The 19,506-nt window shown below is 59.3% G+C and carries 21 protein-coding genes; 12 read left to right on the top strand and 9 right to left on the bottom strand.

Annotated features, from left to right (window positions below; genetic code table 11):
• Together ACESMT_RS14115 and ACESMT_RS14110 are read left to right on the top strand one after the other, a co-directional pair.
• Positions 1 to 1,222, top strand: a 1,222-nt coding sequence (locus tag ACESMT_RS14115; protein WP_372827228.1) for an NAD+ synthase, incomplete at its 5' end; no start/stop codon positions are given.
• 155 nt (positions 1,223 to 1,377) lie between these two features.
• Positions 1,378 to 1,716, top strand: a complete 339-nt coding sequence (locus ACESMT_RS14110; protein WP_372827226.1) for a P-II family nitrogen regulator — start codon at positions 1,378 to 1,380, stop codon at positions 1,714 to 1,716.
• Between the two features lie 118 nt (positions 1,717 to 1,834).
• Here ACESMT_RS14110 and ACESMT_RS14105 read toward each other — a convergent pair whose 3' ends face one another.
• The 6 genes from ACESMT_RS14105 to ACESMT_RS14080 all read right to left on the bottom strand — a co-directional run bounded on the left by ACESMT_RS14105 (position 1,835) and on the right by ACESMT_RS14080 (position 5,263).
• A complete protein-coding gene (locus ACESMT_RS14105) occupies positions 1,835 to 2,422 on the bottom strand; it encodes a TIGR00730 family Rossman fold protein (protein WP_372827225.1) in 588 nt (195 codons plus the stop codon).
• The gene (locus tag ACESMT_RS14100; RefSeq protein WP_372827224.1) at positions 2,419 to 2,859 is read right to left on the bottom strand and encodes a diacylglycerol kinase; all 441 of its coding nucleotides are present in this window, start codon (positions 2,857 to 2,859) and stop codon (positions 2,419 to 2,421) included. Before ACESMT_RS14100 ends, ACESMT_RS14105 begins: the two co-directional genes overlap by 4 nt.
• A gap of 60 nt (positions 2,860 to 2,919) precedes the next feature.
• Positions 2,920 to 3,414 (bottom strand): RDD family protein, encoded by a 495-nt coding sequence (locus ACESMT_RS14095; protein ID WP_372827223.1) that lies wholly within the window; start codon positions 3,412 to 3,414, stop codon positions 2,920 to 2,922.
• 106 nt (positions 3,415 to 3,520) lie between these two features.
• Complete coding sequence (locus ACESMT_RS14090; protein ID WP_372827222.1) at positions 3,521 to 4,237, bottom strand: DUF3106 domain-containing protein; 717 nt, start codon at positions 4,235 to 4,237, stop codon at positions 3,521 to 3,523.
• A 34-nt stretch (positions 4,238 to 4,271) separates the two neighbouring features.
• The gene (locus tag ACESMT_RS14085) at positions 4,272 to 4,700 is read right to left on the bottom strand and encodes a DUF3619 family protein (RefSeq protein ID WP_372827221.1); all 429 of its coding nucleotides are present in this window, start codon (positions 4,698 to 4,700) and stop codon (positions 4,272 to 4,274) included.
• Positions 4,697 to 5,263, bottom strand: coding sequence for an RNA polymerase sigma factor (locus tag ACESMT_RS14080; protein WP_372827220.1), 567 nt, complete (start codon positions 5,261 to 5,263; stop codon positions 4,697 to 4,699). The genes ACESMT_RS14085 and ACESMT_RS14080 overlap by 4 nt, the downstream gene beginning before the upstream one ends.
• 361 nt (positions 5,264 to 5,624) lie before the next feature.
• Here ACESMT_RS14080 and ACESMT_RS14075 point away from each other — a divergent pair, with 361 nt between their 5' ends.
• The 7 genes from ACESMT_RS14075 to pbpG all read left to right on the top strand — a co-directional run bounded on the left by ACESMT_RS14075 (position 5,625) and on the right by pbpG (position 14,921).
• A complete protein-coding gene (locus ACESMT_RS14075) occupies positions 5,625 to 7,406 on the top strand; it encodes an acetolactate synthase 3 catalytic subunit (protein ID WP_372827219.1) in 1,782 nt (593 codons plus the stop codon).
• Positions 7,407 to 7,566: 160 nt separating this feature from the next.
• Positions 7,567 to 8,058 carry an acetolactate synthase small subunit gene (gene ilvN, locus ACESMT_RS14070; RefSeq protein WP_011483239.1) on the top strand — a complete coding sequence of 164 codons (492 nt, stop codon included), beginning with the start codon at positions 7,567 to 7,569 and terminating at the stop codon, positions 8,056 to 8,058.
• Between the two features lie 138 nt (positions 8,059 to 8,196).
• Positions 8,197 to 9,213 carry a ketol-acid reductoisomerase gene (gene ilvC, locus ACESMT_RS14065; RefSeq protein WP_372827218.1) on the top strand — a complete coding sequence of 339 codons (1,017 nt, stop codon included), beginning with the start codon at positions 8,197 to 8,199 and terminating at the stop codon, positions 9,211 to 9,213.
• Positions 9,214 to 9,388: 175 nt separating this feature from the next.
• Positions 9,389 to 10,201 carry a CDP-diacylglycerol--serine O-phosphatidyltransferase gene (pssA, locus tag ACESMT_RS14060; protein ID WP_372827217.1) on the top strand — a complete coding sequence of 271 codons (813 nt, stop codon included), beginning with the start codon at positions 9,389 to 9,391 and terminating at the stop codon, positions 10,199 to 10,201.
• Between the two features lie 188 nt (positions 10,202 to 10,389).
• Positions 10,390 to 12,081: a 2-isopropylmalate synthase gene (gene leuA, locus ACESMT_RS14055; protein ID WP_372827216.1), complete on the top strand. Its 1,692-nt coding sequence runs from the start codon at positions 10,390 to 10,392 to the stop codon at positions 12,079 to 12,081.
• 45 nt (positions 12,082 to 12,126) lie between these two features.
• Positions 12,127 to 13,665, top strand: coding sequence for a 2-isopropylmalate synthase (locus tag ACESMT_RS14050; RefSeq protein WP_372827215.1), 1,539 nt, complete (start codon positions 12,127 to 12,129; stop codon positions 13,663 to 13,665).
• Positions 13,666 to 13,859: 194 nt separating this feature from the next.
• On the top strand, positions 13,860 to 14,921 hold the full coding sequence (gene pbpG / locus ACESMT_RS14045) for a D-alanyl-D-alanine endopeptidase (RefSeq protein ID WP_372827214.1): 1,062 nt from the start codon (positions 13,860 to 13,862) through the stop codon (positions 14,919 to 14,921).
• 112 nt (positions 14,922 to 15,033) lie between these two features.
• On the opposite strand, the gene ACESMT_RS14040 is transcribed toward pbpG, so the two are convergent.
• From ACESMT_RS14040 to aat, 3 genes are all read right to left on the bottom strand, one after another.
• Positions 15,034 to 15,825 (bottom strand): IclR family transcriptional regulator, encoded by a 792-nt coding sequence (locus ACESMT_RS14040; protein ID WP_372827213.1) that lies wholly within the window; start codon positions 15,823 to 15,825, stop codon positions 15,034 to 15,036.
• A 77-nt stretch (positions 15,826 to 15,902) separates the two neighbouring features.
• A complete protein-coding gene (locus ACESMT_RS14035) occupies positions 15,903 to 16,676 on the bottom strand; it encodes an arginyltransferase (RefSeq protein ID WP_372827212.1) in 774 nt (257 codons plus the stop codon).
• On the bottom strand, positions 16,673 to 17,446 hold the full coding sequence (gene aat / locus ACESMT_RS14030) for a leucyl/phenylalanyl-tRNA--protein transferase (protein WP_372827211.1): 774 nt from the start codon (positions 17,444 to 17,446) through the stop codon (positions 16,673 to 16,675). The genes ACESMT_RS14035 and aat overlap by 4 nt, the downstream gene beginning before the upstream one ends.
• 313 nt (positions 17,447 to 17,759) lie before the next feature.
• On the opposite strand from aat, the gene ACESMT_RS14025 reads away from it, so the two are divergent.
• From ACESMT_RS14025 to ACESMT_RS14015, 3 genes are all read left to right on the top strand, one after another.
• On the top strand, positions 17,760 to 18,911 hold the full coding sequence (locus ACESMT_RS14025) for an SAP domain-containing protein (protein ID WP_372827210.1): 1,152 nt from the start codon (positions 17,760 to 17,762) through the stop codon (positions 18,909 to 18,911).
• A gap of 73 nt (positions 18,912 to 18,984) precedes the next feature.
• Positions 18,985 to 19,269 (top strand): BrnT family toxin, encoded by a 285-nt coding sequence (locus ACESMT_RS14020; RefSeq protein WP_372827209.1) that lies wholly within the window; start codon positions 18,985 to 18,987, stop codon positions 19,267 to 19,269.
• The coding region (locus ACESMT_RS14015) for a BrnA antitoxin family protein (RefSeq protein WP_372827208.1) at positions 19,244 to 19,506 on the top strand (263 nt) is incomplete at its 3' end. The genes ACESMT_RS14020 and ACESMT_RS14015, both read left to right, overlap by 26 nt.

Genomic DNA, 19,506 nt, shown 5'->3' with positions numbered 1-19,506 from the left:
CGCAGTGCGTATCGGCTTGCTGATCTGCGAGGACGCCTGGTTTGAAGAACCGGCCCGGCTGGCCAAAGAAGCTGGCGCCGAAATGCTGGCGGTCATCAATGCCTCGCCCTTCCACGTGGGCAAGGGCGGTGAGCGGGAATTGATGATGCGCGAGCGTGTGCTGGCAACGGGGTTGCCCATGGTGTACGCGCATCTGGTGGGCGGGCAGGACGAGATTGTTTTTGAGGGCCACTCCTTTGCCCTGCAGGCTGACGGCACACTGGCCGGTCGAGCCGAAAGTTTCAGCGAAAATCTGTTTGTGGCCCAGGCGCAGCGGACGCAGGCAGCTATAAAAATAGTAGCAGCTGTCGCGCCCGAGCGCAGCGCCGAGGCGGACCTGTGGGACGCGCTGGTGCTGGGCGTACGTGACTACCTGGGTAAAAACGGGTTTCCGGGCGCCATCCTGGGCCTGTCGGGGGGCATCGATTCGGCGCTGGTGCTGGCGATTGCGGTGGATGCTCTGGGCGCCGACAAGGTGCGCACGGTGATGATGCCTTCACCCTACACGGCCGATATCTCCTGGATAGACGCCCGTGACATGGCGGCACGTTTGAAGGTGCGTTACGACGAGATTTCCATCATTCCGCAGTTCGAAGCCTTCAAGGCATCGCTGGCCGGTGAGTTCAAGGGCCTGCCGGAAGACACCACCGAAGAAAACATTCAGGCGCGGATTCGCGGCGTGTTTTTGATGGCGCTGTCCAACAAGTTTGGCTCCATTGTGCTGACCACTGGCAACAAGAGCGAGATGGCCACCGGCTACTGCACCTTGTATGGCGACATGGCGGGCGGGTTTGCGGTCATCAAGGACTTGCTGAAAACCACGGTGTTCCGGCTCGCACAATGGCGCAACGAGAACGACCCCTACGGCACCGGCAGCAACCCGATTCCGGAGCGCATCATCACGCGCCCGCCAAGCGCCGAGCTGCGCGCCGACCAGACCGACCAGGACAGCCTGCCGCCCTACGAGATTCTGGATGCGATCTTGCAGCGCTACATGGAAAACGATGAAAGCATTGAAAGCATCATTGCCGCCGGGTTTGACCGTGCCGTCGTTGAGCGTGTAACCCGGCTGATCCGCATCAATGAGTACAAGCGCCGCCAGGCACCCATAGGCATTCGGGTTAGCCACCGAAGTTTCGGCAAGGATTGGCGCTATCCTGTCACCAATAAGTTTCGGCAATGAGGCCCCCACGGTCGCTCGCTTCGCGTAACTCCCTGCCCCCCGAGGGGGCCGCTGCGCCTGCGGTCTGGCGAAGCCACTCCCGCAGCCCCGGCTGAGCTGGGAAGGGGTCACTTCCGGAGCTGTATGACAATACTTAAAACCAACGGAGATATTCAGTGAAACAAATTACCGCCGTCCTCAAACCCTTCAAACTCGAAGAAGTCCGTGAAGCCCTGGCCGAGTGCGGCGTGACTGGCCTGACGGTCACCGAGGTCAAGGGTTTTGGTCGCCAGAAAGGCCATACCGAACTCTACCGAGGCGCTGAATATGTCGTGGACTTCCTGCCCAAGGTCAAGGTCGAAGTCGTGGTGAAAACCGAAGACGTGGACCGCTGCGTTGAAGCCATCGTGCGCGCCGCGCGCACCGGCAAGATCGGCGACGGCAAGATTTTCATCACCAGTGTGGAGCGTGTGGTGCGTATCCGTACCGGGGAAGAGGACGAATCTGCAGTCTGAACCTACTGGCCCCCACGCTTTTCACTTCGTGTAATGCGCTGCCCCCCGAGGGGGCGCATTTTTCCTTGGGGCGGCCCGGCGGAAAAACCGGCCCGGATATTCCTCCACCGACCCTGAGCTAAATCTGATCCAGCCGCTGGCCCTCGGGCGCCATGCCCGCGACCTGTACCAGCTGCTTCAGCAAGGCCTCGGGCTCGACGCCGACATGGATCAGCTCCATCTGCCAGTCGCTCATGAAGCCGTTTTGCACTGACGTGCGCAAAAAAGCCAGCAGATGGTCGTAATAACCGTTCAGGTTGAGCAGGCCCACCGGCTTGGCGTGGTAGCCGAGCTGGCGCCAGGTCCAGACCTCGAAAAACTCTTCCAGCGTGCCTATGCCGCCCGGCAGGGACAAAAAGGCATCGGCGTGTTCGGCCATGATGCGTTTGCGCTCATGCATGGTGTCCACGATGTGCAGCTCGGTGCAACCGGTGTGCGCCCATTCCTTTTCAACCAGGGCCTTGGGAATCACGCCAATCACGCACCCGCCGGCCGCCAGCGTGGCGTCAGCCACGATGCCCATCAAGCCATTGCGGCCACCGCCGTAGACCAGTTGCCCCTCGTGCCTGCCTATCCAGGTGCCAACCTGGCGCGCGGCGTCGGCAAAGAGCGGGTCCACGCCCGGACGCGAACCGCAGTACACGCAAATCGAAAAAGCCGGCGTCATGCAAGCAACCGGTGGAACAACGCCAGCGCCCAGGTACCGGCGCACAGCAGCAGACTCAACAGCACGGCGGCGCTGCCCATGTCCTTGGCGCGTTTGGACAGGTCGTGCCACTCGGGGCCGATGCGGTCGATGGCGGTTTCTATGCCGGTGTTGAGCAGCTCGATGATCATCACCAGGATGACGGAGCCGGCCAGCAGCACGGTTTCAACCCAGCTGCGGCCCAGCCAGAAAGCCGCGGGCAGCAGCACCAGCGAGGCGATGGCCTCCTGGCGGAAGGCGGCTTCCTGCCAGCCTGCGCGCAGGCCGGCTACCGAGTAGCCCAGTGCGTGCCAGACGCGCTTCAGGCCCTTGCGGTCTTTCTGGGGATTCACGGGCGGAGCGGCGGGTATGTCGGTTTGACCCGCATGAAGCAGGGGGGAAGAAACTTGTTCAGGCATGCGCCCATTGTCGCGCCGCTCTGTGGCAGTTTGACGTGAGGCTGGCATGGCGGGCTGGTCTCAAACCGGCTTGGCCTGGGCCGCTGGCGGCAGGCTGCTCACCAGCCGGGTGCCGGCCATGGCGTCATGCCAGAACTGCCTGTCCGGATGAAAGCGCGCCAGGATGGCCCAGATGGGCACCCAACCCAGGGCGAGGACGGCGGCTTCCCTGCCGGGCAGGCCGAACAGCCAACTGATGACCAGCGGCGGCAAAAACCACAGCCAGCTCAGCACGTAGCGCAGCAAGGCGCGTTGTTGGGTGATGGGCGCGCCCAGACGGTCCACCACGCGGATGTTCCAGGTTTTCATGGCCAAGGTCTGACCTTTGGCCCAGAACCAGACGAAATAAATACCGAACACCACAAACAGGAAGGCCTGCAGCACGTGGCGATTGTCCAGTGCATTGCGCGTCTGGCTCAGCGTGCCGAACAGGTAACCGGCGATAAAAACGACACCGAACATCAGCAGGCCTTCGTAAAGCCAGCAAGCCATGCGCCTGCGCAGGGACGGTGTCATGACGTGTGGGGTGGCGTGAACTATCAATTTTGTAGCGACCAGGTGACGGCGGATAAGGGCCGCAGCACGAAATGACCGTGAATCCGGCCTTGTCCTGGCACAGGACCTAATGCGGCTGGACCGGCGGCGTGCCTTGCACGGCAGCAGGGCTGGGCGCCGGGGCCGTGCCAGGCGGGTTGTCAATCGGCTGCGAAACCATAATTTTAGGCGCTGCTTTGGCCTTGGCCTGATCGGCAGGGGACGGAAGGGTGGCCAGCTTCTGCCGGGACACAGGTTTGGAGGCCGGAGCCGCGCCCCCAGGTTTGGGCGGCGCCTTGTCAGCGAGCTTTTGTTTTTCTTCGCTGCTGAGCGACTGGTAGGTATCCCACATGGCCTTTTTCTCTTCGGCCGTCAGTTCTTTGGACAACTCTTTGGTTTTTGCGAAATTCAGTCGGGCCTGGGTCCGCTGCTGCGGACTGAGGGCCACCCATTCCTTCATGCGGCCCTGCATTTTTGCCTGCTCTTCAGCGGACAGGGCGGGGTAACTTTTGGCCATTTCCAGCCATTTACGCTTGTGGTTCCGGCTTAGCGACGGCCAGGAGGGGGCCAGCGGCTGCAGAATGTCGCGCTGCGCGGGGTTCAGTTCGCTCCACGCCGGGCTGGAGGAGGTCTGGGCAACCATGGTTTTTGCGGGTTTAGCAGGGGCCAGTGCCGCGGTCTGGGCGCTGGCGCCCGCAGAAACAAACAGGGCCAGGGACAGCGCCAGATGACCTGCCAGCGGCACGCAGGCGGCCTTGCGCAAGTCAGCCGAGCGAAAGGGGCGGTTAGTCGTTGACACAGTCATGGAGGAGGTCTTCAGGGGGCGCGCCGAGGCCGGCTCAAAGCGTGGTTTTGAGATATTGCACAAAACCGGGGTCGGAATACGCGTCAGGCGGCAGATCGTCGGTCAACAAGGCCGAGTCCACCTCGGCCAGTTCCTGGACCTGCCTGTCGGTTTGCAGGGTATTGATGGCGAGCAAGCCCACAACCAGAGCGATCAGGGGCAGTATTGAGCCGATCCGGCCCCACAGGCCAAAACCATCGTCCGAACCCCAAGTCAGGACTGAACCCGCGCCAGCGGAGGCGGTCACGGCTATGGTCTGCACTTTGGCGATCTTTCGCGCTGCTACCGCCTGGGCGCGCCCGGCGCGCAGGCGCTCGGAAATGTCGTAGGGCAGGTCGGCGGTGCCTGCAGACAGGTAGGCGGCGGCTTTCAGGCCATAGCGGTCCTGCAGGATGTCGGTGTGGTACTGCGGTGAGCGATTCATAGTGTTATTCCCTTGGCGGCCAAAGCTTTGCTGAGTGCACGGACTGCGCGCGAACAATGCGTTTTCACGCTACCTTCGGAGCAACCCATGGCAGCAGCCGTTTCGGCCACATCCATTTCCTCCCAGTAACGCATGAGAAAGGCTTCTCGTTGACGGCCTGGCAGTTCCTTGATCTCCAGCTCTATTTCCCGCAAGATTTGCGCCCGCTCGGTTGCGTCTTGTGCACTTTCAGTTCCCTCTGAGCTGGTGGACGACTCTAAAGTTTCAAGCAGATCGAAATCTCCGTCGTCTCCGGCGGATTCAAAGTCGCTCATATTGGAAAACAGCGCGTTGCGGGTCTTGCGGCGGCGGAACCAGTCCAGCGTGGTATTGGACAAAATGCGCTGGAACAGCATGGGCAGTTCGGCTGCGGGCTTGTCACCATAGTGATGGGCCAGCTTCATCATGCTGTCCTGAACAATGTCAAGCGCTGCCTCATCGTCCCGGACGTGGTAGACGCTGCGCTTGAAAGCGCGTTTTTCAACGCTTTTCAGGAAGTCAGAAAGTTCTTGTTCGGTTGCCAACGGTTTTGATTTCAGGTTTGTCCCAGCACTGTCATTGTTTTATTTGTTTGCCGGACGCTTTCTGGGGCGGCTGGCACGACAGACGTGTGCCAGCGAGGGCTGCTGGCTGCAAAATTATCGCATCAAGCACCTTGCCAGCCGCACTCCAAAGGAACTCCAACTGCACTTTACTGGTGTTTGCGCCTGTCGCTGGCCAGCTGGTGCCCTATAATTCCTCTTGCAATTCAAATAGCAAACGGGTCATGACCCGGCGGTTTATGTTTCCGCCCATGGTTTTGGCCTCAAGTCTCGACGCTGCTCCACAAGAGCGGGCGAAGCGGCACCCAAGGTATTTCGTTAGAGAAATTCACAAAGGTTCATCATGGAAATCACAAAGGCCGAAATCGCTTCGGCAGCAGCGGCAGCATCTGCCGCTTCAAACCCCCAAGAACTCCGCGGCGCGGAAATCCTCGTGAAAGCGCTGCAAGCCGAAGGCGTCAAGCATGTCTGGGGTTATCCGGGCGGCGCTGTCCTGCACATCTACGACGCTTTTTACAAGCAGGAAACCATCCAGCACATTCTGGTGCGCCATGAGCAGGCTGCGGTGCACGCGGCCGACGGTTATGCGCGTGCCACGGGTGAGGTCGGTGTGGCGCTGGTGACCTCTGGTCCCGGCGTGACCAATGCCGTCACCGGCATTGCCACGGCCTACATGGACAGCATCCCGCTGGTGATCATCACCGGCCAGGTGCCCACGCACGCCATCGGCCTCGATGCTTTCCAGGAATGCGACACGGTCGGCATCACGCGTCCCATCGTCAAGCACAACTTTCTTGTCAAAGACGTGCGCCACATGGCTGAAACCATGAAGAAGGCTTTTCACATCGCCCGCAGCGGCCGGCCCGGCCCCGTGGTGGTGGACATCCCCAAGGACGTGTCCTTTAACAAGACGCTGTACACCGGCTACCCGCAGAGCATTGAAATGCGCTCCTACAACCCGGTGCGCAAGGGCCATGGCGGGCAGATCCGCAAGGCACTGCAACTGCTGATGACGGCCAAAAGGCCCTACATCTACACCGGCGGCGGCGTGTTGCTGAGCAATGCGTCACAAGAACTGCGCACGCTGGTGGACATGCTGGGTTACCCCTGCACCAACACGCTGATGGGCCTGGGCGCCTATCCGGCCAGCGACAAGAAGTTTCTTGGCATGCTGGGCATGCACGGCACCATTGAAGCCAACAACGCGATGCAGCATTGCGACGTGCTGCTGGCCGTCGGCGCGCGTTTTGACGACCGCGTGATCGGCAACCCGAAACACTTTGCGCAAAACGAACGCAAGATCATCCACATCGATATCGACCCGTCGAGCATCTCCAAACGTGTCAAGGTGGATATTCCCATCGTTGGCGATGTCAAAGACGTGCTGACCGAACTGATCGCGATGATCAGGGAGTCCGGCCTCAAGCCCGACGGCAACGCGCTGGGCGGTTGGTGGGAAACCATTGAAGGCTGGCGCAAGCGCGACTGCATGAAGTACAGCATGGGCAAGGGCGATGTGATCAAGCCGCAGTACGTCGTCGAAACCCTCTGGAACATGACCAAGGACGCCGACACCTACATCACGTCCGACGTTGGCCAGCACCAGATGTGGGCGGCGCAGTACTACAAGTTCGACGAACCACGCCGCTGGATCAACTCTGGCGGCCTGGGCACCATGGGTGTCGGTATTCCCTATGCCATGGGCATCAAGTTGGCCAAGCCGGAGAGCGAGGTCTATTGCATCACCGGCGAGGGCTCGGTGCAGATGTGTATCCAGGAGCTGTCGACCTGCCTTCAGTACAACACGCCGATCAAGATCGTGTCGCTGAACAACCGCTACCTGGGCATGGTGCGCCAGTGGCAGGAAGTCGAGTACGCTGGCCGTTACAGCAGTAGCTACATGGACGCGTTGCCCAATTTCGTCAAGCTGGCCGAGGCCTATGGCCACGTCGGCATGCTGATCGAAAAGCCGCAGGATGTGGAGCCGGCGTTGCGCGAGGCGCGCAAGCTCAAGGATCGCACCGTGTTCATGGACTTCCGTACCGACCCCACCGAGAACGTGTTCCCGATGGTGCAGGCCGGCAAGGGCATCACCGAAATGTTGCTGGGGTCCGAAGACCTGTAAACAAAAGCCTGTCATTGCGGGCTTGACCCGCAACCCATGCTGGCTCACCAGCATGAAAGCCGGATCGGGTCCGGCATGACAAATCCGAAGAATCTATTGGCTGCCAAGCCGTCCGGTTACCGCCGGAGGGGGAGGGCACCGAAAAGAGGAATCACTCAACATGAAACACATCATTGCAGTTTTGCTGGAAAACGAGCCCGGCGCTCTTTCCCGCGTGGTCGGCCTGTTCTCTGCGCGCGGCTACAACATTGAAAGTCTGACCGTCGCGCCGACCGAGGATCCCAGCCTGTCGCGCATGACCATCCAGACCACCGGCTCTGACGACGTGATCGAGCAGATCACCAAGCACCTGAACCGCCTGATCGAAGTCGTCAAGGTTGTTGACCTGACCGAAGGCTCCTACACCGAGCGCGAATTGATGATGGTCAAAGTCCGTGCTGTCGGCAAGGAGCGCGAGGAAATGAAGCGCATGGCTGATATATTCCGTGGCCGGATCATCGACGTGACCGAGAAGAGCTACACCATCGAGCTCACCGGCGACCAGTCCAAGAACGATGCGTTTCTGGAAGCGATTGACCGCAGCGCGATTCTGGAAACCGTGCGCACCGGCTCCAGCGGCATAGGCCGCGGCGAGAGGATTCTCAGAGTCTGAGTTTTAGCAGTCCGTTCGCGCGTTTTCGACAGGCGGGGCGCGAACGGATAAGGAGTGGCGATGTGTGTTTACCGTTCGCCCTGGGTCTGTCGAGGGGCATTTTCGCCAGAAGCATCAACGATATCTACGGAGAGAGAAATGAAAGTTTATTACGACAAAGACTGCGACCTGAGCCTGATCAAGGGCAAAACCGTCGCCATCATCGGTTACGGCAGCCAGGGCCATGCGCACGCGCAAAACCTGAACGACAGCGGCGTCAAGGTCGTGGTTGGCCTGCGCAAGGGCGGCGCTTCCTGGCCCAAGGTCGAGAAAGCCGGCCTCAAGGTCGCCGAAGTCGCTGATGCGGTCAAGTCGGCGGATGTCGTGATGATTTTGCTGCCTGATGAGCAGATTGGTTCGGTTTATGCCAACGACGTGGCTCCGAACATCAAGCAGGGCGCTTCGCTGGTGTTTGCCCACGGTTTCAATGTGCACTACGGTGCCGTTGTTCCACGCGCTGACCTCGACGTCTGGATGGTGGCGCCCAAGGCCCCCGGCCACACGGTACGCAACACCTACACCCAGGGCGGCGGTGTGCCACACCTGGTCGCTGTGCATCAGGACAAGAGCGGCAAGGCGCGTGATATGGCGCTGAGCTACGCCATGGCCAATGGTGGTGGCAAGGCCGGCATCATCGAAACCAATTTCCGCGAAGAAACCGAAACCGACCTGTTTGGCGAGCAAGCTGTGTTGTGCGGCGGCACGGTCGAGCTGATCAAAGCGGGCTTCGAGACGCTGGTGGAAGCCGGCTACGCGCCAGAAATGGCCTATTTCGAATGCCTGCACGAGCTCAAGCTGATTGTTGACCTGATTTATGAAGGCGGTATCGCCAACATGAACTACTCGATCTCCAACAACGCCGAATACGGCGAGTACGTGACTGGCCCGAACATCGTGACCTCGGCCACGAAAGAAGCCATGCGCAAGTGCCTGAAGGACATCCAGACCGGTGAATACGCCAAGAGCTTCCTGCTCGAAAACCGTGTCGGTGCGCCGACGCTGCTGAGCCGCCGCCGCCTGAACTCCGAGCACCAGATCGAGATCGTGGGCGAAAAACTCCGCGCCATGATGCCCTGGATTGCCAAAAACAAGCTGGTGGACCAGACCCGCAACTGACGAAGCTGCCGGGTCTCACCTGGCCCGGTCACCTTCAGCTTCAAGCCGCGCAAAACAATTGCGCGGCTTTTTTGTTTCCCGCAGGAGACCGTTTGGTATCCTCTGAGCATGACCGAATCACTCTCTGCGCTGCACTTTGGGTGCACTCCCTTTTCTGAAACCCGGAGCAACTTCCATGCATGATGGCCACGACCCTGACATCGACGCCGAAGAGGTTGCTCCACGCAAGCGACGCAAGGGCATTTACTTTCTGCCCAACATGATCACGCTGGCTGGGCTTTTTGGCGGGTTTTACGCCATTGTGATGGCCATGAATGGTCGTTTCGACCAAGCAGCGATCGGCGTTTTTTCCGCTATGGTGCTCGACAGCCTCGATGGACGCGTCGCGCGAATGACCAACACCCAAAGTGCTTTTGGCGAGCAGATGGATTCATTGGCCGACATGGTGTCGTTTGGCGCAGCGCCGGCGCTGGTGGCCTACATCTGGGCCTTGACTGGCCTGGGCCGTTGGGGCTGGATTGCCGCCTTCGTTTACTGTGCCTGCGCGGCACTCAGGCTGGCGCGCTTCAATGTCAACACGGCGGTGGTCGACAAGCGTTTCTTTCAGGGCCTGCCATCGCCGGCGGCGGCCGCTTTGGTGGCGGGTTTTATCTGGTTGATGGAAGAAGCTGGCGTGGGTGGTGAAGAGGTGCGCTGGCTCATGTTTGCGCTCACGCTTTATGCCGGCCTGACCATGGTCACCAACGTGCCTTTCTACAGCTTCAAGGACCTCAGCATCAAGCGAAGCGTCCCGTTCGCCGTGATTGTCCTGATTGCCCTGGGTATCGCCGTGATCAACATCGATCCGCCCACCGTGATGTTCGGCCTGTTTGTTATTTACGGTTTCTCCGGCTATGTACTTTATGGCTGGCGCAAGGCCAAAGGCTTGCAGACCAGCGTGATCTCGACCTCCACGGACGAGCCGGATGAGCGCGGCCTTCACAAGTAGCGTGCCGCTGAAATTTTGTGATACATTGCAAGCCATGAACCAAATTTCGCTAGCGCTACTGCTATCTGCCAACGGGCGGAGACGGTAACGCGCACGCGTGCACCCAATTCAACGGCCCGTTTGCACCAGCAACGGGCCGTTTTTCTTTGGGTTGCTGGGTTTGAAATGTCACAGCGGACGAGATCACCATGTTGAAAACACCTTCGAGTAAATACCAGTCTTTTCCTCCCGTCCGCCTGGCTGACCGCAGCTGGCCAGACGTGGTACTGCGTCAGGCGCCCATCTGGTGCAGTGTGGACCTGCGTGACGGCAACCAGGCGTTGATCGAACCCATGGACATGGCGCGCAAGCTCAGAATGTTTGACACGCTGGTGAAGATTGGCTTCAAAGAAATCGAGGTCGGTTTTCCGTCGGCTTCACAGGTCGAGTTTGATTTTTTGCGCAGACTCATTGACGAAAGCCTGATCCCGGACGATGTCACCATTCAGGTCCTGACTCAGGCCCGCGAGCCGCTGATCCGCCGTACCTTCGAAGCGCTGCAGGGGGCACCCCGGGCGATTATTCACCTCTATAACGCCACCGCGCCGGTGATGCGCCGGGTGGTGCTTGGCATGAACAAAGACGAAATCGTCAAACTGGCGACCGACAATGCGCGCCTGTTCCGCGAGCTGGCTGCTGAGCAGCCGGGCACGAACTGGACCTTTCAGTACTCTCCGGAGATGTGGTCGGGGACCGAACTTGAGTTCTCAAAACGGGTCGTGGACGCCGTGACTGAGGTTTGGGCGCCGACGCCAGCTCACAAGTGCATCATCAACCTGCCTTCAACGGTCGAGCATTCAACCCCCAACATTTTTGCGGACATGATGGAGTGGATGCATCGCCACCTGGCGCGACGCGATGCGATCGTGCTGTCGGTTCACCCGCACAACGACCGCGGCACAGGCACGGCGGCGGGCGAGTTTGCACTGATGGCAGGCGCCGACCGCATCGAGGGCTGCCTCTTTGGTAATGGTGAGCGCACGGGCAATGTGGACCTGGTCAACATCGCGCTCAACCTCTACACCCAAGGCGTGTCGCCGGGGCTGGATTTTTCTGAAATCGACGAGATCCGCCGCACTGTTGAGCACTGCAACCAGTTGCCCGTGCATCCGCGCCACCCCTATGCGGGCGATCTGGTCTACACCTCGTTTTCAGGGTCGCATCAGGACGCGATCAAGAAGGCCTTCGCGGCGCGCAGGGAGGGAGATATTTGGGACATGCCGTATCTGCCGATTGATCCCAAGGACCTGGGCCGCAGTTACGAAGCCGTGATCCGCGTGAACAGCCAGTCCGGCAAAGGCGGCATCGCCTACCTGCTCGAAAGCGAGTTTGGCCTGGAGCTTCCACGCCGCCTGCAGATCGAATTCAGCCAGGTGGTACAGGGCGTGATGGACGCGACCGGCAAGGAGTTGACGGCGCAGGATCTTTTCGCGCTGTTTGAAAAGGAATACGGCGTGCAGACTGTGCCGGCGCCACAGCAACTGGTGATCGAGGAGCGTGTCGCCGCCGGCGTCAAATCCTTTCACATCAAGGCCGATGTTCAGGTGCATGGCAAGCGCCACCAGGTCGAGGGCGCGGGCACCGGCCCCATTGATGCGTTTGTTGCCGGGCTCACCGCCGCCACAGGCCAGACCGTTCGCGTGCTCGACTACCATGAACATGCCATCGGCTCCGGCGCCGCAGCCCAGGCGGTGGCGTATCTGGAGCTTCGCATCAATGGCCAGACCCTGTTTGGTGTTGGCATGGACGGCAACATCGTGTCTGCGTCGCTCAAGGCTATTGTGTCAGGGCTGCAGCGCGCCAGGACAGCGCAGCCAGCCGCGGCTAACATGGCGGGTTGACCTTTTTACGAACGAATGACAGCGAGCACGCAGCAGGAGCCAGCCATGACCGACAAACTGATTATTTTTGACACCACCTTGCGCGATGGCGAGCAATCGCCGGGCGCGTCCATGACGCGTGACGAAAAAGTGCGCATCGCCCGCCAGCTGGAGCGCCTGAAGGTTGATGTGATCGAGGCCGGCTTTGCGGCGAGCTCCAACGGAGACTTTGAGGCGGTTCAGGCGATTGCCAACACCATCAAGGACGCCACGATTTGCTCGCTGTCGCGCGCCAATGATCGCGACATATCGCGCGCCGCTGAAGCGCTCAAGGGTGCCAACAGCGCCCGCATCCACACCTTCATCGCGACCAGCGCGCTGCACATGGAAAAGAAGCTGCGCATGAGCCCGGACCAGGTGCTGGAGCAGGCCAAACTCTCGGTGCGGTTTGCGCGCAACCTGGTGGCCGATGTGGAGTTCAGCCCGGAAGACGGCTATCGCAGCGACGTGGACTTTTTATGCCGTGTGCTGGAGGCCGTGATTGCCGAAGGCGCAACCACCATCAATGTGCCCGACACGGTGGGTTACGCGGTGCCCGAGCTGTATGGCAACTTCATCAAGACCTTGCGAGAGCGTGTGCCCAACAGCGACAAGGCCATCTGGTCCGTGCATTGCCACAACGACCTCGGTATGGCGGTTGCCAACTCGCTGGCCGGGGTCAAAATCGGCGGCGCGCGCCAGGTCGAGTGCACGATCAACGGTTTGGGTGAACGTGCCGGCAACTGCTCGCTCGAAGAGATCGTCATGGCCGTGAAAACACGCCGCGACTATTTCAATCTCGACATGAACATCGACCCGCTGCACATCGTGGCTGCCAGCCGCATGGTCAGCCAGACCACGGGTTTTGTGGTGCAGCCGAACAAGGCGGTGGTCGGTGCCAACGCCTTTGCACATGCTTCGGGCATCCACCAGGACGGCATGCTCAAGGCGCGCGAAACCTACGAGATCATGCGTGCCGAAGATGTAGGCTGGAGCTCCAACAAGATGGTGCTGGGCAAACTCAGTGGCCGCAATGCATTCAAGCAGCGCCTGCAGGACCTCGGCATCCAGATGGACAGCGAAGCCGACACCAACGCCGCGTTTGCCCGCTTCAAGGAGCTGGCTGACGGCAAGAGTGAAATCTTCGACGAAGACATTCTTGCGCTGGTCAGCGACGACAGCGTGACGCATGAAAAGGAGCAATACGGCTTTGTCTCCCTGTCCCAGCACAGCGAAACCGGAGAACGCCCTCAGGCCAGCGTGGTTTTCACGGTGGACGGCAAGGAGTTCAGGGGCGAGTCAGACGGGAACGGCCCGGTTGATGCCTCCCTCAAAGCCATTGAATCCCACGTGAAAAGTGGCGCCGAGATGGTGCTGTATTCGGTCAATGCGATCAGTGGGTCGACAGAGAGCCAGGGCGAGGTGACAGTGCGTCTGCAAAACAGCGGCCGCGTCGTCAACGGCGTGGGTGCTGACCCAGACATTGTGGTGGCTTCAGCGAAAGCTTATTTGAGCGCCCTGAGCAAATTGCAAAACAAGGCGGACCGGGTGGCTGCCCAGGGTTGAGCGCATGCCGGTGAAAAAATGTCATTTAAATCAAGGACTTAGTAATATTTTGTTGTCGGTACCAGGTTGTGCAGCGAAATTCGTGCTGTCTTCACTGTTGCGTTTAGGAAAGTTGCGCAAATGATTGATATTGCGTGACTTTTTCTATTTGTATACACTCCAGCATCGCACTTAAATGCAACTGGAGCGAATCAATGACCCACACGCTGAACCTGATATTCAAACGCAGCTTACAACTCGTTGGATTTCTTACCTTCTCGGTCGCGTTGATTTTTCCGGCTTCCGCTGAGGCCGGACCCGCAAAACGCCCCGTGGTCAAAAAGGCGCATGCGGCGAAAGTTGTCTCCAAAAAAGTTGTTTCCAGCCGCAAGAGCGCCCGTTTCGTGGCCAAGTCGAGCCGGAGCGTGGTGGTGGTGGCCACCCCGGTCCGCCAGTCGTTTGGTCAAATTGCCGGCTTGCACAGCGCGCAGGATCCGCTTGACCTGAAGTCCAGCGTCGCGCTGGTGATTGACCAGGACACCCATGAAGTCCTGTTCAGCAAGAATGACCACGCGGTGCTTCCCATCGCTTCACTGACCAAACTGATGACGGGCATGATCATCAGCGGCGCCCGGTTGCCGATGGACGAAAGCATCACCATCACCCAGGACGACGTGGACACCGAAAAAGGCAGCCGTTCGCGCCTTCGCGTGGGCGCCAGCCTGACCCGCGGTGAGTTGCTTCATCTGGCCCTGATGTCCAGCGAAAACCGCGCGGCACACGCGCTGGGCCGTACCTATCCCGGCGGCATGCCCTCGTTTGTCAACCTGATGAACGCCAAGGCCAAACTGCTGGGCATGCGCGACACCCGTTATGTGGAGCCCACTGGCTTGTCCAGCCAGAACCAGTCCAGTGCCCAGGACCTGGCCACCCTGGTCAACGCCGCGCACGGCGATCCAGTTCTTCGCGAGTTGTCCACGTCCACCGGCTACCAGGTCGCGGTGGGAAGCCAGACCCTGCAGTACAACAATACCAACCGGTTGGTGAAGAACCCTGACTGGGACATCGGCCTGCAAAAAACCGGCTACATCTCGGAAGCTGGCCAGTGCCTTGTCATGCAGACAAAAATTGCGGGCCGCAAATTGATCATGGTGTTCCTTGATTCGGCGGGCAAACTGAGCCGCCTCGGCGACGCCGAGCGCGTGCGTCGCTGGGTTGAATCGCAGCCGGTCAATGTGCCCAAGATCAGCGCTGTTGCCAGTCATTCGAACGGCTGAACCGGCGCCCATACGGGTCGCGACCGGCCCTTGACCAAGCGCACTACCCGGCTCCCTGCGCTACTTCATTGATGGCTTATATCGCCCGCTGCACAAGGGCTGGAGTCTGTTTTTACTTGAAATTTCCGGACTTGTAGCCAAGCGCAGCTGAAATTTCGTGAGCGGTCGCTTCGAGCTTTGGCAGCCAGCTTTCGTCCAGCCTGTCGGCCGGCGCCGAAATGGACAGACCGGCCACCAGCTTGCTCTGATCGTCGTAAATCCCGGCGGCCATGCAGCGCACCCCCAACTCCAGTTCCTCGTTGTCCCGGGCAATACCGTACTGGCGCGCTTTCGACAGTTCGCGCTCTAGCATGGCCAATTGGGTAATGCTGTTTCTGGTCTGGCCGGGCAGGCCGGTTCGCGTGGCGTAGGTGCGCAGGCGCTGCGGATCGTCAAAGGCCAGAAAAAGTTTCCCGACCGACGTCAGGTGCAAAGGTGCCCGCCCTCCGATGGCTCGCACCACCTGCATGCCCGAGCGCTCGCTGTAGGCCCGCTCCACATAGATGATTTCGTCGCCCTGGCGCATGCTCAGGTTCACTGGCTGCTGGGTCAGCCTGTGCAGTTCACGCATGGGCGTCAACGCGGCATCGCGGACACTCAAACGCGCTTTCACCAGGTTGCCGAGCTCAAGCAGGCGCATACCCAGTCGGTAGTTGCCTGCGGCGGGGCGTTCCACAAAGCGGCCTGTCGCGAGGTCGTTGAGGATGCGGTGGGCTGTGGATGGATGCAGGCCCGATTTCTCGCTGATTTCCTTGAGCGATACGGCTTCTTCTCGTGTTGCCAGAATTTCCAGCAAGGTGAACATGCGCTCTATCACCTGAACAGTGGGTTTGGCGGAAAGCGCGAAGGTGTCAGGTTTTTTCATAGGTTTTGTCTGTTGAATTTTACCCTGTGAAAAGTCGGCGACTACGGCGGCCCCGCGTTCTCTTGCGCCGCGCCAGCTCAGCCAGAGGCGGTCTGATCTTCGGCCTCGTCTTGTGCGGGGGGCGCGACCCAAGCGCCATCGTGCAGAATCTGGTTCGGCAAAAAACGGGCTTTGTAGTTCATCTTCGGGCTTTGTGCGATCCAGTAGCCGAGGTACACATGGGGCAGGCCCAGCTCTCTGGCTTGTTCAATCTGCCAGAGCACGCTGTAATTTCCGTAACTGGCCTGGGAATCCGGCTCGTAAAACGTGTACACCGCAGACACGCCGTCTTCCAGTACGTCAAGAATGGATACCATCTTCAGCGCCCCAGCCTCGCCGTTGGGCAAGGTGTCATGGAATTCCACCAGTCGGGAGTTGACGCGGCTTTGCAGAAGGAACTGGGTGTACTGGTCCACGCTGTCATGGTCCATGCCGCCGCCCGAATGGCGGCCGTTCTGGTAGCGCAAATACAGCTCGTAGTGCTCGGGCATGAAGCAAAGTTTCAGCACCCGGACCTGCAGCGACTGGTGGCGCTTCCAGGCGCGGCGCTGGCTGCGGTCGGGCTGGAAGGTCTCGACAGGGACGCGCAAGGGCACACATGCCTGGCAGCCATCGCAGTAAGGGCGATAGGTGAACATGCCGCTGCGGCGAAAGCCATTGGTCACCAGTTCCGAATAGGCCGCATTGTGAATCAGGTGGCTGGGCGTGGCGACTTGCGAGCGGGCCTGCCTGCCCGGCAGGTAGCTGCAGGGATAGGGCGCTGTGGCATAAAACTGCAGCGCCTGGAGGGGCAAGTCTTTGAGGTGCGTCACGTCGTCAGGTCATGCTGCGTTATGGGCGTCAATAATCGATCCCAGTATAGGGCGTCAAACTCCCACGCGGGCGGTGGGTGAAACGCCTGGTCGGCCACGTAGGCGACAAATTCCGCGCGAGGCATTTCGGCCGCACCCATCGACGCCAGGTGCCGGGTGTTTTGCTGACAGTCGATCATGGCCATGCCCTGAGCCCGGCAAAAGGCCACCAATGCAGCCAGCGCAATTTTCGAGGCATCGGTCTGGTTTGCAAACATCGACTCGCCGAAGACCATACGGCCCAGGTTCACACAATAAAGTCCGCCGACGAGTTGCCCATTGATCCAGGTCTCAATGCTGTGCGCGTGGCCGGCATGGTGCAGCGCGGTGTAGGCCTTGACCATGTCCGGTACGATCCAGGTACCGGCTTGACCGTCGCGCGGCGTGGTTGCGCAGGCGTGGATCACCTCCAGAAAGGCTGTGTCAAAGCGGATCTCATGGCCGGCAGTGCCAATAAACCGCAACAGACTTTTGCGCAGCGAGCGGTGCAGCCTGAAGTCCTTCGTGCGCAGCACCATGCGCGGATCCGGGCTCCACCACAAAATCGGCTGATCAACGCCGAACCAGGGGAAGATGCCCTGCGCGTAGGCCTGGCGCAAGGTGGGCACATTCAGGGTGCGGCCGGCAGCAAGCAAGCCAGGCGCCGGGTCGCTTTCTGCCCACGCTGTCTCCACGCCCGGAAAGGGGTCGTCCGTGTCAAGCCAGGGAAGGGAACGAGGAGGCGAGCGCATGGGTTCTGAAAGAGGTTGGAGGCTTGGATTTGGCACATGGCAGGCCATTTGCAAATAGTAACGCCAAAGAAAAAGCCCGGACGTTATGCGCGTCCGGGCTTTGAATTTTGGCTCCCCGTTTTTGGCAGAATGCGAACCAAAAAGCTGATGCTGCATCGCTGGAAACCGTTGCAGCGGGTGGCTTGACGCGCCAGGTTTTTTGCGCTTGACGGTTGGCTTCGCGGCTGGCCGTCACCTCCCTTCTGGCGCAAGCCGGATTCACAGCCCGGTTTACCCCGGGCTTTTTTTGTACCGCTGCGCTTACTATCAGGACATGGACGAAAACAACGACGCATGCCGCGAACACCGAGCGCAAATGAAACAGTATCTGAAGCGTGATATTGCAAACGCAAAATCTCACGACTTCATTCTTGGTTTCAAAATTTGGGGGCGCCATGACATTTTCTGCGCCAAGAAAGGGGCGTTTTGCGGCGTATATCTGACCGACGATCTTCCAAACTTGTATCCTGATGATTGCCCGGACGAACTGACTTGCGTCTGTGTCAATCGTGAATTCGTGCTGCGCGGTGATGGGTCAATGGAAGAGGAACAGCTACTTGAAAACTGTCAAAAACACCTGCAAACCCCCACAGCTTTGGCCGTCGTTGCTGTCACAGTTGCATTTGAAGAGGAAGAGCCGAAAAGCGAAAATTTCACCTTCGGCGAGGTGCGCGTATTGCGCAAGTTGCTTCAGGTGACAAGCCCTTTTTTGTGGGATGAAAAAGGCTATTGGACCTATGAAACCGGATACCCGTCTGAGGAGTTATTGGCTCAGTTGATTGAGCGGGGCTGGGCACGAGAGGCGACATTGCCCGAAAAATTAGTAAAGCTTTTTACGATTCCAAAGTTAAAAGAGATCTGCGTCCTATGCGACCTACCAAGGACGGGCGATAAGCAAATGCTGGCTGAGCGCATTGCTGCCAACGAACCAGACAAGGCTGCTGAGCTGACGCAGGGTAAGCCAATATCGGTGATTACCGATAGTGGAAAGTCGAACATCGTTTTGCAGTCTGGCTTTGCGCAGGCGCAAGAACTTAAAGACGATTACGAACGGCGTGAACAGTCGTATCAAAAACTGGTTCATTACGCGCGACAGATTGAGGGTGCAAAAATTCAGATCAATGCAAATCCGTGGTCAAGCTGTGAAAAGCTGCCCCAAATTGTTGGTGTGTATGACCCATCCAAGTCGCCATGGCTACCGCTGGGGGATTGCCCTCAAACACGCATGAAGCCTTGCAGTTGTTGGAATGCATCGATCATTGAGGCCTACCCTTTGATGCGCGAAGCTGGAACAAGCCATGAACAGGGACTTCAGTTAACCCAAACCGAAGCCGTCCCTGAATTGGTACCGCAGCAAGAAAAAAAGAAACACAACTTTTTTATCCGCTGGCTTGGTTGGTTGTTGTGGAAACTTGGCGTTTTTTGAATATTGGTCTACTTAAAAAAGCCGTGGGTAATGCTTGATTCTCTGAATTAATGCCAATACAATAAATGAGACCATGCGTTTTACTTTTGACCCCAACAAGGACGCCGCCAACATTGACAAGCATGGGTTGTCCCTGGCAGATGCGGCACTGCTGTTCAACGCACCGGACAAGCTGACGCTGGAATCTCCCAGGGACGACGAAACCCGGCTGATGGATGTGGCGCTGGTGGAGGTTGCAGGCGTGGTGCTGGTACTGGTGTACGTGCTGCGCAAGCCCAACGAGGTGCGCGCAATCTCACTGCGCCGGGCATCGAAACAGGAAAGGAAGTTGTATGCAAGTTGGCAAGAAACCCACTGAGCACAAGGGCACCGATTGGAAGCGTGTCAAGCGTGAGGCCGCACAAGATGCGCCTATTCAGTCCACCCCCGACAGTGAGCCCTACGACCCCAACGACGCCGCCGCAGTGGCTGCGTACTGGGCGGGCGCGACTATCAAGCGAGGCCGTGGCCGCCCGACCGTGGCGGCGAAGCGCCCAACGCTGAACATGCGCGTAGATGCCGAAGTTCTGGACGCCCTCAAGGCAACAGGCCCAGG

This window comes from Polaromonas sp. (genome assembly GCF_041689105.1).
Lineage (GTDB): Bacteria > Pseudomonadota > Gammaproteobacteria > Burkholderiales > Burkholderiaceae_C > Polaromonas.
The sequence above is the reverse complement of the archived record's forward strand: the minus strand, read 5'-3'. Positions and strand labels throughout refer to the sequence as shown.

Excerpts from the sequence above, each read along its gene's own strand:
- ilvC (WP_372827218.1), top strand. The coding sequence starts at position 8,197 with ATGAAAGTTTATTACGACAAAGACTGCGACCTGAGCCTGATCAAGGGC.
- ACESMT_RS14040 (WP_372827213.1), bottom strand. The coding sequence starts at position 15,825 with ATGAAAAAACCTGACACCTTCGCGCTTTCCGCCAAACCCACTGTTCAG.
- aat (WP_372827211.1), bottom strand. The coding sequence starts at position 17,446 with ATGCGCTCGCCTCCTCGTTCCCTTCCCTGGCTTGACACGGACGACCCC.
- ACESMT_RS14100 (WP_372827224.1), bottom strand. The coding sequence starts at position 2,859 with ATGCCTGAACAAGTTTCTTCCCCCCTGCTTCATGCGGGTCAAACCGAC.
- ACESMT_RS14105 (WP_372827225.1), bottom strand. The coding sequence starts at position 2,422 with ATGACGCCGGCTTTTTCGATTTGCGTGTACTGCGGTTCGCGTCCGGGC.
- pssA (WP_372827217.1), top strand. The coding sequence starts at position 9,389 with ATGCATGATGGCCACGACCCTGACATCGACGCCGAAGAGGTTGCTCCA.
- pbpG (WP_372827214.1), top strand. The coding sequence starts at position 13,860 with ATGACCCACACGCTGAACCTGATATTCAAACGCAGCTTACAACTCGTT.
- ilvN (WP_011483239.1), top strand. The coding sequence starts at position 7,567 with ATGAAACACATCATTGCAGTTTTGCTGGAAAACGAGCCCGGCGCTCTT.
- ACESMT_RS14025 (WP_372827210.1), top strand. The coding sequence starts at position 17,760 with ATGGACGAAAACAACGACGCATGCCGCGAACACCGAGCGCAAATGAAA.
- ACESMT_RS14085 (WP_372827221.1), bottom strand. The coding sequence starts at position 4,700 with ATGAATCGCTCACCGCAGTACCACACCGACATCCTGCAGGACCGCTAT.
- ACESMT_RS14050 (WP_372827215.1), top strand. The coding sequence starts at position 12,127 with ATGACCGACAAACTGATTATTTTTGACACCACCTTGCGCGATGGCGAG.
- ACESMT_RS14075 (WP_372827219.1), top strand. The coding sequence starts at position 5,625 with ATGGAAATCACAAAGGCCGAAATCGCTTCGGCAGCAGCGGCAGCATCT.
- ACESMT_RS14095 (WP_372827223.1), bottom strand. The coding sequence starts at position 3,414 with ATGACACCGTCCCTGCGCAGGCGCATGGCTTGCTGGCTTTACGAAGGC.
- ACESMT_RS14020 (WP_372827209.1), top strand. The coding sequence starts at position 18,985 with ATGCGTTTTACTTTTGACCCCAACAAGGACGCCGCCAACATTGACAAG.
- leuA (WP_372827216.1), top strand. The coding sequence starts at position 10,390 with ATGTTGAAAACACCTTCGAGTAAATACCAGTCTTTTCCTCCCGTCCGC.
- ACESMT_RS14090 (WP_372827222.1), bottom strand. The coding sequence starts at position 4,237 with ATGACTGTGTCAACGACTAACCGCCCCTTTCGCTCGGCTGACTTGCGC.